The sequence below is a fragment of the Tautonia sociabilis genome, from assembly GCF_003977685.1.
Classification (GTDB): Bacteria; Planctomycetota; Planctomycetia; order Isosphaerales; family Isosphaeraceae; genus Tautonia; species Tautonia sociabilis.
This window is the reverse complement of sequence record NZ_RYZH01000062.1, coordinates 1-13,524: the sequence shown is the minus strand read 5'-3', so window position 1 is coordinate 13,524 and position 13,524 is coordinate 1. Positions and strand designations below refer to the sequence as shown.

The 13,524-nt window shown below is 70.0% G+C and carries 12 protein-coding genes and 1 other RNA gene; 7 read left to right on the top strand and 6 right to left on the bottom strand.

The features are described from left to right. Nucleotides 1-136: 136 nt before the first annotated feature. From TsocGM_RS27725 to TsocGM_RS22390, 4 genes are all read right to left on the bottom strand, one after another. Nucleotides 137-271, bottom strand: a complete 135-nt coding sequence (locus TsocGM_RS27725; RefSeq protein WP_261341649.1) for a hypothetical protein — start codon at nucleotides 269-271, stop codon at nucleotides 137-139. Then, the gene (locus TsocGM_RS22400; RefSeq protein WP_126727693.1) at nucleotides 253-846 is read right to left on the bottom strand and encodes an ABC transporter ATP-binding protein; all 594 of its coding nucleotides are present in this window, start codon (nucleotides 844-846) and stop codon (nucleotides 253-255) included. The genes TsocGM_RS27725 and TsocGM_RS22400 overlap by 19 nt, the downstream gene beginning before the upstream one ends. A 474-nt stretch (nucleotides 847-1,320) precedes the next feature. After that, a complete protein-coding gene (locus TsocGM_RS22395; RefSeq protein WP_126727692.1) occupies nucleotides 1,321-2,256 on the bottom strand; it encodes a GDSL-type esterase/lipase family protein in 936 nt (311 codons plus the stop codon). Then, nucleotides 2,253-3,632 (bottom strand): acyltransferase family protein, encoded by a 1,380-nt coding sequence (locus TsocGM_RS22390; protein WP_126727691.1) that lies wholly within the window; start codon nucleotides 3,630-3,632, stop codon nucleotides 2,253-2,255. Before TsocGM_RS22390 ends, TsocGM_RS22395 begins: the two co-directional genes overlap by 4 nt. A gap of 263 nt (nucleotides 3,633-3,895) precedes the next feature. On the opposite strand from TsocGM_RS22390, the gene TsocGM_RS22385 reads away from it, so the two are divergent. The 7 genes from TsocGM_RS22385 (at nucleotide 3,896) to TsocGM_RS22355 (ending at nucleotide 11,529) form a co-directional block, all read left to right on the top strand. After that, a complete protein-coding gene (locus TsocGM_RS22385) occupies nucleotides 3,896-4,606 on the top strand; it encodes a metal-dependent hydrolase (protein ID WP_126727690.1) in 711 nt (236 codons plus the stop codon). A 201-nt stretch (nucleotides 4,607-4,807) separates the two neighbouring features. After that, nucleotides 4,808-4,905: signal recognition particle sRNA small type (ffs, locus tag TsocGM_RS22380), an RNA gene on the top strand. Between the two features lie 179 nt (nucleotides 4,906-5,084). Continuing rightward, nucleotides 5,085-6,983 carry a DNA polymerase III subunit gamma/tau gene (gene dnaX / locus TsocGM_RS22375; protein WP_158633710.1) on the top strand — a complete coding sequence of 633 codons (1,899 nt, stop codon included), beginning with the start codon at nucleotides 5,085-5,087 and terminating at the stop codon, nucleotides 6,981-6,983. A 104-nt stretch (nucleotides 6,984-7,087) separates the two neighbouring features. Continuing rightward, complete coding sequence (locus TsocGM_RS22370; RefSeq protein WP_126727688.1) at nucleotides 7,088-7,435, top strand: YbaB/EbfC family nucleoid-associated protein; 348 nt, start codon at nucleotides 7,088-7,090, stop codon at nucleotides 7,433-7,435. Between the two features lie 5 nt (nucleotides 7,436-7,440). Next, a complete protein-coding gene (gene recR, locus TsocGM_RS22365) occupies nucleotides 7,441-8,067 on the top strand; it encodes a recombination mediator RecR (protein WP_126727709.1) in 627 nt (208 codons plus the stop codon). A gap of 323 nt (nucleotides 8,068-8,390) precedes the next feature. Then, nucleotides 8,391-9,818, top strand: coding sequence for an RNA polymerase factor sigma-54 (rpoN, locus tag TsocGM_RS22360; protein ID WP_126727687.1), 1,428 nt, complete (start codon nucleotides 8,391-8,393; stop codon nucleotides 9,816-9,818). A 244-nt stretch (nucleotides 9,819-10,062) separates the two neighbouring features. Beyond that, entirely contained in the window at nucleotides 10,063-11,529 is a 1,467-nt protein-coding gene (locus TsocGM_RS22355) for a hybrid sensor histidine kinase/response regulator (RefSeq protein ID WP_126727686.1), read from the top strand. A 34-nt stretch (nucleotides 11,530-11,563) separates the two neighbouring features. Here the strand turns inward: TsocGM_RS22355 and TsocGM_RS22350 are convergent, their stop codons facing one another. Both TsocGM_RS22350 and TsocGM_RS22345 read right to left on the bottom strand, forming a co-directional pair. Then, entirely contained in the window at nucleotides 11,564-12,127 is a 564-nt protein-coding gene (locus TsocGM_RS22350) for a helix-turn-helix domain-containing protein (RefSeq protein WP_158633709.1), read from the bottom strand. Nucleotides 12,128-12,366: 239 nt separating this feature from the next. Further along, nucleotides 12,367-13,524, bottom strand: a 1,158-nt coding sequence (locus tag TsocGM_RS22345) for a polyprenyl synthetase family protein (RefSeq protein ID WP_391733011.1), incomplete at its 5' end; no start/stop codon positions are given.

Here is a 13,524-nt window from a genome sequence, read left to right as displayed (position 1 = left end):
AATCGGTTCAATTCACAGAACCGCGGCCGGAAACGACCGAGATGAACAACCAAGAGCGCCGAGGCCCAGGACGCCATCGCAAAGCAACACGTCACAAACAAAACAACAAAGAACACAAATCGTTTCAATCGTGATCCTACCAGAGTCCGGGCACCAGGCGGAACCGCACGTTCCGGCTGTAGTCGTCGTATCCGTCCAGGCCCTCTCCCAGGAAGCGATCCTCCATCGCTGTGCGGTGAAAAAGCAGGGCGATCAGCGGTACCAGGGGCACCAGCGACCACCACGAGCCCAGCGCGATCCCGCCGCGGATCGAGGCGGCAATCCCCCCCGCGTAACCCGGATGGCGACGGCGTTGACCGGGTCGAGCCCGGCCGTCGGCTCGTCGAGGAACCAGACCCGGGGCCGGTGCAAGAGGCTCCTGGCGATGTTCAGGCGGATCTTCATGCCCTTGGAGAAGGCGAAGACGCGCTTGTCGGCCTCGTCCTCGAGCCCGACAAGCGCCAGAGCCTCCTCGACCGACTGCGTCTCGCCGTCGTGAAGCGATCGGAAGAACTGCTGGTTCTCCCGAGCGGTCAGCCGGAGGTCGTGGTTGGGCATCTCGGAGCCGACCCCGATCGTCCGGTAGTCGTCGGCCTTCCAGTCCTGGAGCGGCCGATCGAGGACCTCGACCCGCCCTCGCCAACCCCGGAGCAGGCCGATGAGGATCTTCTGCAAGGTCGACTTACCCGCCCCGTTCGGACCCAGCACTCCGAAGACCTCGGCCTCGGCGATCTCGAAGGACATGCCTCGGACCGCCGGAGTCGCCGCTCCCGGGTAGGTCAACTTGAGATCCTCGACTTCGATCATCGCCGCCTCTCGACCAGACCGGCGCCGGACCCGGGCCTCTCGTTCGTTTCCCCTCGCGCTGGGGAAGGCCCGACCGCGCGACTCCAGGACAGTCGTCACGCCCTCCTGGCGGTTCAATGGGGGGAGGAACACGGGGCAGGATCGAAGAGGACGAGTCGAAGCGGCCGAAGCGCCGGAGGCGAGGACAACACGCCCGGCGCCCGGCTCTCCTCGGTCGCTGCGAGCCGGAAGGCATCGGCGTCCCTGTCGTCCTGGCCGTCGTCGAGGAGAGGACGACCGTCGCTCGGCTGGGAGTGCCCGGCCAGTCGCCGATCGCCCGACGGCGAGCCGGCTCGTCCGTCGGATCTCCCCCGGCACTGGCCCCGGCCAAGGCAGGGGTGGATCGGCTCCCGAGTGCCGGCGATCATCGCCCCGGAGGCCGACCGCCGGGCCCAAGGCCAGCCGACCCGAGACGCAGGATCCCCCGCCTCCCCATCAACCGGAAGGCGGTCCCGGGTGTGGGGCGGGATCCGGGTCGATCGGCCCCGATCCCGATCCCGATCCCGACGCGAGGCCCGGACGGAGGGGACGCTCGCCGGGACTGGCGTGCTCCCTCTCGGGAGGGGGGCCGACCAGGAGGCGGACCATCGGCTCGAGGGCGTCGGCCCAGAGGGCGTAGCCCTCGGAGGAGAGGTGGAGCAGGTCGGGCTGCAACCGGCGGTTGAGCAGGCCGTCGGGGCCGATGAAGCGGTCGCCGATGTCGAGGAAGGCCACGCCGGGACGATCGGCCAGCGGCTCCAGCAGGCGGTTGATGGCGGCAATCCTCGGGTCGGGGGCGAGGGAGATCGGCGGCTGGCCGTGGCCGAGGGTCGTGCCTCGGGGCAGCAGGCCCATGACGAGGATGAGCGATCCCGGGCATCGCCGGCGGATCTCGTCGACCACGGCGACCACCCCTTTGGCGATCTCCTGGGGAGGGTCGAGCCCGATATTGTTCGTGCCAATCAACAGGACGATCAGCTCGGGCTCGATCCGGGGCAGCTCACCGTGCCGGATCCGCCAGAGCAGGTGCTCGACGTGGTCGCCGTCCATGCCGAAGTTCGCCGCCCGGCGGGAGGCGAAGCGGCCGAGCCAAAGGCGGTTCAGCCGCCGGTCGTTGCCGTCGAGCGCCGGGCCGAGCCAGCCCCGGGTGATCGAATCTCCCAGGAACAGGACGGGGGCCGGCCCCGACATGGCCCGGGAGACGTACCGGGAGTGGTCGACCACCCAGTCGGACTGTCCGGCCCTCGGCACCGCGACGGTCGGCCCTCGCCCCGGACCCGACGGGCCGGCGACTCGGGAAAAGACAACCTGGGCCACGGCGATCGCGAGGACGACCGCGGGAGAGACGATCGCGACGAGTCGAGCAACCGGATGGCGAGGGGGGCGGATCACGGCTGGTTCGGCGTCGGGGAGGAGTCGGCGGGAGGCGGCCCGGTCGAAGGCCCGGGAGCGGACATCCTACCATGCCCGGCCCCCTCGAGGCGCTCCGATCCCTCCCGCTCCCCGTCGACCGGACGAGACGGCACCCGGGTCCACCTCCCCTTGAGTCTCAGGAACGGCCGCTCGAACCCGTAGTACGAGGCCGCCGCCAGGCCGATCGTCAGCGCCGGCGCCGAGAGCGACGCGATCAGGCCGGCCTCGGGGAAGGCGGGAAGGCGACGAAACGCCCAGGAAACGAGGCCCAGCGCGATCTCGTGGTACAGGTACAGCCCATAGCTGATCCGGCCGAGCCAGACCAGGGTCCTCCTGCGGAGCCAGGCCGAGGTCGCGTCGCGATCCGATGCCGCCCACGCCACCAGCGCCACCGCCCAGGACCAGACCAGGACCTCCTCGGCCGCCCTCCTCCAGCCCTCCTCCGCGTAGCCGAGGGGAATCGCGTAGACGGCCGTCGCTCCGGCGGCAACCGCCCCCCTGGTGACCCAGAGCGACCAGGCTCCCCCGCCGATCCCCGCCTTCCCGTGCCGGGAGCACAGCGCAAGCATCACTCCGGCCATCAATGTGTCCAGGTTCGCCAGCGTGTTGTACCGCAGCGCGACCCCGGTCGATCCCGCCTCGGCCAGCGCGAATCGGGAGGAGATACCCAGCCCCATCAGCCCCGCCACCAGGACGATCCGCCAGCGTCCCCCCACCCGGGAGACGATCAGCGGCACGAACAGGTAGAACTGCTCCTCGACGCAAACGCTCCACAGCACCGAGATCGAATCCGAGGCCACCGGCCCGCCGATCGCCATCGACCAGTTCCCCAGGAACGCGAGGAAGGCCGGCAGCCGTTCGGCCTGCTCCCGCCAGGGGCCCGGCTCCAGCCCCACCGCGACGCGGGCCAGCGGCGTGATCACGAAGCAAATGAGGACCACGAGATGATAGAGCGGCCAGATCCGGAGAATGCGGCGCACCCAGAACGCCCTCAGGTCAACCCGGCCGAACCGCTCCCGCTCCCGAAGCAGCAGCGTCGTAATCAAGAAGCCGCTGAGCACGAAGAAGATGTTGACGCCGATCCAACCGTTCTCCCGGAGCGGAGAGACCAGGCCTCGGACACGGAACGACACCTCCGGGAGCCCGGCCAGCCGGAGGAGCGGGTCGAGCAGCAGCGCCAGCGGAAGCTCCAGCCCCGTCGAGAGCTGCTCCAGGACGTTCAATTCCCGGTCGTGGAACAGGTAGACCAGCGCGATCGCCACCGCCCGAAGGCCGTCGAGGCCGGGGTAGTACACCCGGCCACCGGCCGGAACCTCCAGGGGAGGGGGCGTCGGCTTGCCTCCAGACGTCGGCATCCCGGTCTCGGCCATGGCGATCTCGCGATCCAGCCCCCTGCCCTTCCGGCCGCCCGGCACCCTAACACGGGCCGATCCGCCGGGGAACCCGCTCCCCGGCTTCCCGCGATCGATCCGGCGATCCCGGAGCGGGAGAACGAACGCCCGCCCAGCCCAGCGAGCCCAACCAACCACCCCCCCCCGGCTCGACTCCCGGCGCCGGATCGCTAGGATGGGCGGCCGTCGGAACCTCGACTCCGGGCCGATCGATCGCGAAAGGCAGCGTGAGCGCGATGGGGAACTTTCGCCAGCACGTGGGATTCGCCAGCTTCCTGGGCATCTTCTTCGCCTGGGGAGCCGGAGTGGTGACGGGCCTGCACTGGCTCTACGGCTCGGTCGCGGCCCTGCTGACGACCGTGGGAGGCCTGTTGCCCGACCTCGACTCGGACAGCTCCGTGCAGCTCCGGGGCTTCAGCGGCCTGCTCGGGATCCTCGCGGCGGTGGCCGTCTGGCAGGGGATCGACGACACCGAGGCCGTCGTCCCGTTCGAGCTGCACCTCTGGGCGGCGATCCTGACCTACGTCCTGGTCCGGCACGGACTCCGCCGGTCGCTCGCCCGGCTGACGGTCCACCGGGGCATGAACCACAGCCTCCCGACCGCCGGCATCTGGGGGGCGATCACCTATCTGGGATATCCGTCCGACTCGCATCCGATCCGGCTGCTGATGGCCGCCGCCGTGACGCTCGGGTTCCTCTCGCACCTGGTGCTGGACGAGTGGTGCAGCGTCGACCTCGCCGGCCGTCGCGTGAACCGGGCGTTCGGAACCGCGTTGAAGTTCACCTCGAAGTCGGTCGGCGCGACGATCGTGACGTATGTCCTGCTCGCCCTGCTCGGCTGGTGGGTCACGCTCTCCTGGCCCTCCGACCCGATCGCCGGCGGCCTCCCCTCCCCCGAGGTCCGCTGGCCGGAAGGAGTCAGCCCCGAGGAGGGATGAGCGAGCGGGGGCGCCCGCCGGGCCGAGCGACCGGCCAAAGCACCGAACCACCGGGGCCGACGGCGCGTAAGGATACGGATGTCCCGTGATTTCGCCCCGCCCACCTTGCGGAGGGGAGCGGCAGCGGGTAAATTGAGCCCTTCCGCCGGGTCGGCCCGCAGGGCGATCCCGATCCCCCGTCCGAGGGGGCCCGGGTGAGCCGGGGGGGACCCGGGCAATTGAGGCGCGTGAACCTGGTCAGGGCGGGAACGCAGCAGCCATAAGCGCGACCTCGATGTGCCCGGGAGCACCTCCCCGGCTCTCCCGGTCCCCTTCGGGCCGAGTGATCGGATCGCGATCGCGCATGATCCGCCTGGTCCCGGGTGGCGGCGGAGCGCGGATCGACCGGCGACGACCCACCAGAGCGAGGGGGACCGGGTCCGGTTCGAAGCAGCCCCCTCCCCTGCCCTGGTCCCCACGGCTCGACGGAGCGCCTCCCGTGGCCCGGACCACCTCCCTCACATCGCTCGGATCGCCCTCGCCCGACGCCTCCGGGGCTCGGGCCGGGGCTGAGGCGTACACGGTTGTCGCCCGGCGCTACCGGCCCCAGCGGTTCGAGGACGTCGTCGGCCAGGACCACGTCGTCCGGGCCCTCCGGAACGCGATCCGGCTGGATCGCGTCGCCCAGGCGTACCTGTTCAGCGGCACCCGGGGGGTCGGCAAGACCTCGATGGCCCGCATCTTCGCCAAGGCGCTGAACTGCGAGCGCGGCGGGCCAACCGAGACCCCCTGCAACGAGTGCGACACCTGCCGTCGGATCGCCACCGGCGAGGACACCGACGTCATCGAGATCGACGGCGCCAGCAACAACGGCGTCGAGTCGGTCCGAGAGCTGCGCCAGGGGGCCGGCCTGCGGCCGATCCGGTCTCGGTACAAGATCTATTACATCGACGAGGTGCACATGCTCTCGACCAGCGCCTTCAACGCCCTGTTGAAGACGCTGGAAGAGCCCCCCAGCCACGTCAAGTTCGTCTTCGCCACCACCGAGCCGAACAAGATCCCGATCACCGTCCTCTCGCGCTGCCAGCGGTTCGACTTCGCCGGCATCGGGCCGGAGCGGATCGTCGATCAACTGGCCACGATCTGCGATCGAGAGGGGGTCGAGGCCGACCGGGAGGCACTGCACGTCGTCGCCCGAAGGGCGGCCGGCTCGATGCGGGACGCGCAGTCGCTGCTCGAGCAGCTCCTCTCGTCCGGCGGAGATCGGCTGACGGCCGACCGCGTCCACCAGGTGCTCGGCATCGCCGGTGACGACCGGGTACTCGACCTGCTCGACGCCCTGGCCGACCGGGACGCCGGCCGGGCGCTGCAACTGCTCGACCGGGCGGTCGACGACGGCGTCCAGCCGACCGACGTGCTCAACTCCTCGATCGAGTTCCTCCGGGACGTGCTGGTCATCGCCGCCGGGGCCGACGTGCCCGCCCTGGCCGCCCTTCCCGGCCAGCGGGAGCGGATCGCCGCCCTGGCGAGGCGATGGTCCCTGGACACGATCCTGGCCGCCCAGCAGATCCTCGCCGAGGCCCGGGGGAGGCTCCGGGGCAGCCCGCACACCCGACTGCTCGTCGAACTGGCACTCTGCCGGGTCGCCCGGCTGGAGGACCTCGCCGAGCTGCGCGAGGTGATCGCTTTGCTCTCGGGAATGGAGCCGAGATCGCCAGCTTCCGGGGGAGACGGCGGAAAAAAAAAGTCCGCTGAGCCGCTGACTTCGGCAGCGATGCCCGCATCGCCGGCACCGAGGCGATCGGTCGATCACGGTCCCGGCACGAACGGGCACGAGAGGACGCCGGAGGTCGTGACCAGGGCTTCCGCGGCCGAGGCCGAGGCCGAGATCGAGGCCGAGCGTCCCTCCGCTCCCGAGCCGGCGGTCCCCTCGGGAAGCGATCCGATGGATCGGCTCCGGGAGGCCTGGGCGGAACTGGCGGAACGGGCGGAGGACTACAAGCTGCCGGCCCATTTCCGGAAGCTCGAGCCGGCCCGCCTGGAATCCCCGGGCGTGGTGGTCGTCCCCGTGCCGCCGGCCTATAACTATCTGGCGGATCGGTGCGAGGCGCCCGAGTTGCGGTCGAGGATCGAGTCGCAGCTCTCCGAGGCGATCGGCCGGCCCGTCTGCTTCCGGTTCGAGCGCGAGGCCGCCGGGCCGGCGGCCTCGACGGCCTCCGAGCCGGGCTCCGAGGCCCACCGGGCCATCCTGGACGACGACTTCGCCCGCCAGCTCGTCTCCCGGTTCGAGGCCCAGCTTCGTCGGGTCGACGCCCGTCCCGAGCCCGAGCACTCGGGCCGTCCCGGGGCCGGGGCTGGGGCCGATCCCGAGGACGATCGCGAGGACTCCGACGACTGACGACCGGACGATCGATCCCCCGCCCGAGGGGACGGCGGCCCGACCGTCGCTCTTCTGGCGGTCTTCCTCTTCCACCCGAATCGAACCGACCGGGAGAGCATGCCGTGTTCGAAAACCTGGGCAACCTTGCCGAGCTGATGCGGAACGCCGGCAAGCTCCGGGAGCAGATGGAGCAGGCCTCCCAGCGACTGGGAGCGCTCCGGATCGAGGGAGAGGCCGGCGGCGGCTCGGTCAAGGCCGTCGCCAACGGACGGCTGGAGCTGATCTCGGTCCGGATCGACCCGAAGCTCGTCTCGGACGGAGACGTCGAGCTGCTCGAGGACCTCGTCACCTCGGCCGTCAACCAGGCGATCGAGAAGGCGAGGCAGGAGGCCGCCCGAGCGATGACCGGCGGCCTGGGCCTGGGCATGTCCGGCCTCGACGCGCTCTTCCCCGGCGGAGGACGACCGTGAGCGCGCTGCCCGGCGGCCCTCCCCCATCGCCGACCGCCTCCGGGACGGTCGACCGTCTGGTCCGAGCCCTGGGACGCTTGCCCGGCATCGGCGCCAAGAGCGCCGAGCGGCTGGCCCACCACCTGCTCCGCTGCCCGGTGGAGGAGGCGATCGAGCTGGCCGAGGCCGTCCGGGCGGCCCGGGACCAGATCCGGCACTGCGAGGTTTGCGCCCACCTGACCGAGTCCGGCCAGGCCCGCTGCGCCATCTGCCGGGACCCGAGGAGGGACCGGTCGGTGATCTGCGTCGTCGAACAGTCCCGGGACCTGATGGCCCTGGAAAACGCCGGCTCCTTCGGAGGGACCTATCACGTCCTGCTCGGCCGACTCTCCCCCCTGCAGGGGGTCTTTGAAGACCAGTTGAACCTCAAATCGCTCGAGGAGCGGGTCCAGGGCGGCGAGGTCCGCGAGGTCATCCTGGCGACCAACCCGACCCTCGAAGGGGACGCCACCGCCCGACTCGTGGCCGACCGCCTGGCGCCGCTGGGCGTCGCGATCACCCGGCTGGCCCGGGGGCTGGCCTCGGGCGGTTCCTTGGAATTCGCCAACAAGGAGATGCTGGCCGACGCCCTGCAAGGGCGGCAGCGTCTCTGATCGGCCCGGGCCGGCGGGTCGATTCCGGGGAACACCCCCGCGTCAGGCCCGGGGCCCGTGGTATGTTTTTTGCGGACGTCGGCGCGCGGTCCCGAGACGGGGAACGCAGTCCGCGACGGTCCCCGGGCCGGCCAATTTCGGAGGAACCCCCTCGCCAGCCCGACACCTTCATGGTATGGTATTTGCTCGCCAACCGGCCGGCGTCCGCTCGCCGCGGGCGACGACGGGCCGGGAGGGCGACGGTCGTCGGCCCGGTTCGGTCCGACCAGGATCCCACTCACGGACGATTCGCGTTCGGGTCTCCAAGCGGAAGCTCGTGGCGTATGCGGCTCGACACATCGCAGCAACTGCGGACCGACATGCGGATGCGCATGGCGCCCCGCATGATTCAATCGATGGAGATCCTGCAACTCCCGTGGCTCGCGCTGCAGGAGCGGATCGACCAGGAGCTGATTGAGAACCCGCTGCTCGAGGATCTCCGCGAGTCCGTCGCCCCCGAAGGCCAGGTGGAGGAGCCCCCGGCCGAGGAGGAGGACAAGCCCGACGAGACGGAGATCTACGACGACTGGGACAACTGGGACACCTCCGGCGAGATGCACCGCCCGAGCCGGGCGGCGCTGGCCGAAGAATCCGACCGCAAGCACGATGCCATGCAAAACATGGCGTCGCGTCCCCCCTCGCTGCACGACTACCTCACCGAGCAGCTCTCCTTCCCCGACATCCCGCCGTCGGTCCGAGGGCTGGCCGAGTCCATCATCTCCAACTTGGACGAGAACGGGTATCTGACCGGGCTGGACCTCACCGACCTGGTCCGGATGGCCGGCGGCTCGGTGACCTTCGAGGAGGCCGAGCGGGCGCTGAAGCTGGTCCAGGGGCTCGACCCCCCCGGCGTCGGCGCCCGGGACCTGCGCGAGTGCCTGCTGCTGCAACTGACGCCGGAGACTCCCCACGTCGACGTGCTCCGGGTGCTCATCAGCGACCACCTGGACGACATCCAGCAGAACCGCCTGCCGACGATTGAGAAGAAGTCCGGCCTGACCCTGGCCGAGATCAAGGAGGGGCTGGAGCAACTGCGACGGCTCAACCCCAAGCCGGGGGCCCGCTACCACCCGGAAACCGCCCAGTACGTCGTCCCCGACCTGATCGTCGAGCCCGACGAGCACGGCGACTACCAGGTCCGGCTGGTCGACGATCACTCCCCCCAGCTCACCATCTCCCGGCGCTACCAGCGGATGCTCAAGGACCGCAACGGCGACCCCGCCGCCCGCGCCTTCATCCAAAAGAAGCTCCAGTCCGCCCGCTGGCTCATCGAGTCGATCGAACAGCGACGAAACACCCTGCTGAAAGTCGCCAAGGCGATCATCGCCCACCAGCGCGACTTCCTCGACAAGGGGCCCGAGGCGATCCAGCCCCTGAAGATGCAGCAGATCGCCGATCAGGTCGGCGTGCACGTCACCACCGTGAGCCGGGCGGTCGACGACAAGTGGGTCCAGACCCCTCGGGGGATCTTCGCCCTGAAACGATTCTTCGGCGGCGGCACCCTCAGCGCCGACGGAGAGGAAGTGGCCTGGGACACCATCAAGCAAAAGCTCACCGAAATCATCGCGAAAGAAGACAAGAGCAAGCCCCTCTCCGACGAGGAGATCGTCGAGGAACTCGGCCGCCAGGGACTGACGGTCGCCCGACGCACCGTGACCAAGTATCGAAAAGCGTTGCGCATCCCCTCGAGCCGCCAGCGCAAGGAGTTCTAACCCGTCACCGCCGGTCCCCGCGCCTCCCCCCGGAGATGGCCGTTCGCCTCATCTCCTTAAGAGTGAACACCTTGAACCCGCCTCCCCAGGCCACCCCAGCTCCCTTCCCGGATGAGTGTTCGTACCCTGAACGCTTATTTAAAAGCTGGCGACTGTGCTTGTCACGGCCCATCCTCCTGCTATAGTAAGAAGTAGCGAGGAACATCGGACGGCCTCGCTTCCGGGACGGGCATGGAGCGAAGCGATGCCCCATTCGATGCGATGGGCTCTCTTGCAGGTGAGGACGGAGGAGGCCGAAGTCGTCCGTTCCTCAGCCCGGGAGGTGCCGTGTCGGGTGGAAACCTTGCTCCTGGAGCGGGAGGAGCAGCTGGAGGGGATCGCGGCGGGGGGGGTGGAGGTGATCATCGCGTCCCACCGGCCTCCCGAGGCGGACGCGATGCGATGGCTGCCGGACATCGTTCGGCAACCGGGGCGGCCGACGGTGGTGATCCTCGCCGACGGGGATGACCCGGTGTCCTGCCGTCGGCTGCGCAGGGCGGGGGCGTTCTCGGTGGTCCGGAGGGACCGGCCCTCCCGGCTGAGCAAGGCGGTCCGTCGGGCCGCCGAGCGGGCGACGTGGGAGGCGACTCGAGAGGACCTCCGGCAGCTCTCGAACCTGATGCAAGCCGTTGGTCATAATCTCCGGGACGTGCTCGGGGGGATCAGCAACGCGGTGGAGGTGCTCAGCTTCCAGGCGGGGAACGGGGGGCTCGGCCAGCGTCGGACGATCGAGCTGCTCGACCAGTTGTGCCGGAGGATGACCGGGCTGCTGGACGACTATTCCGAGGTCGCCCGGATCGACTCGGAGCCGATCAGCCCGACGCGAGAGGTCGTCGAGCTGGGGGCGGCGCTCGATCGTGCCGCCGACCGCGCGAAGGTCGAGTTGGGGGATTCCTCGTCCCGTTTCGTCCGAGCCGCGCTTCCCGGCCCCATCTGGATGCACATCGACGCCAGGAGGCTCGAGCACCTGGTCCGCCACGCCCTGATCTACGTCCGGAAGGGGAAGCAGCGCGGGTCCGAGGTCCGGATCGACTACCGGGAGGCGGGCGACCGGTTCGAGCTGCGTTTCGACGCCGAGGACCGGGGGGGCGTGCCTCGGCCCGCCGTGGCCCCCGGGATCGACCTAGACCTCTTCCTGAGCCGGAAGCTCGCCGATCGGCTGGGGGGCCGGGTGCGGACGGGGCCTCCCTTCGTCGTCGACCTGCCCCTCTCCCTGGTCCGACGCTCCGGTCTGGTTGTTCCGGAGGTCTCCCGGGCCAATGGCATGGACCTGGGCGACCTCAACCGCCATGCGCTCCTGGTGGACGACAACCCGGAATCGGTCCAGGCGCTGGGGCTGCTGATTGGCCGACTCGGCTGGAACGTCCGGGTCACCCCCGATACGACCGAGGCGCTGCGGATGGTCAAGGACTTCCGGCCGGGAGTGGTCCTGATTGACCTGCAGATGCCGGTGATGGACGGCCAGACCCTGGCTCGGGAGATTCGTCGCGAGCAGCGGGGCCCGGCGCCTTTGCTGATCGGGATCACAGGGACGGCGGATCGGCCCGTCCAGGACGAGTCGGGGGGGAACTGCTTCGACTACTTCCTGACCAAGCCGGTGCGCCGGGAGCAGATCATCGCGTTGTTGCCCGGGCCGGCGGGGGCCGCCAGCGACGAGAACCGGCGCCGTTGATCACGGAAGCGGAACCGAGGGAAGGTCCTCAGCCTCAGGGCCGGCTCAGATCCTTCGCGCCGGCATGGTCGGGCTCGGCTCTGCCGTCGAGCCCGTAGAGTCGTCGGATCGCCATGTCGAAGCCGAGCACCCGGGTGGCGTCGAGGATCATCTCGACCTCTCGGAGGCCGATCTGCCGGGCGCGATCGAGCAGGTGGCGTTCATCCCCGGAGAGGGGATCGACTCCGGTTCGGGGATCGGTCGCCAGTTCGTCGTCGGCCAGGTAGTCGAGCGAGACCTCCAGCGCGCGGGCCAGCCTCAGGATGTTGTGGAGCCCTGGACGCTTGGACTGGCCGTTGAGCAGGCGGGAAATCTCCGAGTCGCTGACCCCGGACTTCTGGGAGAGGGCTTGCTGGGAGAGCCCCAGTTGGACCATCCGTCGGTAGATCTTCTCGTCGATCCGCACGTTCTGGCCCGTTGTGAGGGAGGACCGGTCCAGGGCCCGGACCCGGGTCCGCAGGGAGGGCCGTCCCACGGTGGGGACGACCGATCGGAAGGAATCCTCCGTCGCCTCCATGGGGACGGATGCCGAATCGGGGGGAGAGAGTGGGGTGGACATTGGCAACCTCGCACACGGCGGTGCGGGTCCTCGACCGTGTTCGTGTCGGCGATGACGAGATCCGCCGTCGACCATATTCAATCTAGCGTTCAACACCCGGGGGTTGTGCGGGGGAATCCGGGAAAAAATTCGGAGGCGGTTCCCGTTGCTGGGAAGCAACGTGGGGCGGCGCTTGCCTCCGGCTGACCGCTCGACCCCAGGAGGGGGCACGGCACGGAGCCGATCCGGGTCGGGTCCGGTCAGAAGCAGCGGCGGACGACCAGTTGGGCCAGGCCGGCGAGGGTTTCCCGTGTTGGGGAGGCGGGCAGGGCGGCCAGCTCCAGGCGGGCCGACTCGACGAAGCTTCGGGCGCGATCCCAGGCGTACTCCAGGGCCCCGGAGGATTCGAGCATCGGACGCAGCTTCCTCCGGGACTCGGCGGAGGGGGAGGCCACCAGCCGTCGGGCCGCGTCGGCCTCGGTCCGGTCGGCCGATCGCAGGAGGAAGATGACGGGGAGGGTCAGCTTCTGCTTTTGCAGGTCGGTCCCGAGGGTCTTGCCCGTGGCGACCTCCTCTCCCCAGAGGTCGAGCAGGTCATCGGCGATCTGGAAGGCGACCCCCAGGTCCCGGCCGAAGCGGTCAAGGGCGTCGCAGATCTCGGGAGGCTGCCCAGCGTAATGGGCCCCCAGTCGGCAGCAGACGGCCGTCAACTCGGCGGTCTTGCCTCGGACGATCTCGTAGTACGACTGCTCGTCGAGGTCGAGGTCCCCCCGGTGGTGGATCTGCTGCAGCTCCCCCTCGCAGACGAGGTTGGTGGCGCGACCGATGACGCGACACGCATAGGTCGATTCGAGCGAGGCGGCCAGGTGGAAGGCGTGGGTGAAGAGGTAGTCCCCCAGCAGGACGGCGGGCTCGTTGCCCCACTCGGCGTTGATCGTGGCGGCGTGGCGGCGGACGTCGGCCTCGTCGAGGATGTCGTCGTGCACCAGGGTGGCGGTGTGGATCATCTCCACGACGGCCGCCACCACCGGATGCGCCGGCAGGACGCCGCCGCAGGCCTGGGCCGTCAGCAGCACGAGGGCCGGGCGGAGCTGCTTGCCCCGAAACCGGGAGGCGTGCTCGACGAGGCGCTGGACGTAGTCGCTGCGGCTGCCCAGTTCTTCCCGGTAGATCCGCTCGGCCTCGGCCAGCCAGGGGGCGATGGGGGCGTAGGCCTCGTGCAAGAGCCGGGAGAGCTCGTCGGGCCCGACCCAGGCGGCGGCCCCCGGCTCGGGGGTTCGGCCGGCGATCGAGGTTCGGGGCAGCGTGTTGACTTCGGCCATCAGCTCGGGTCCCGTCGGCTCGGGAAGGGGGGCGAGGCCCCCGGGGGGATCGGATCGCTCGGACAAGGCGGGGCGGTCGAATCGGGTCGGATCAGG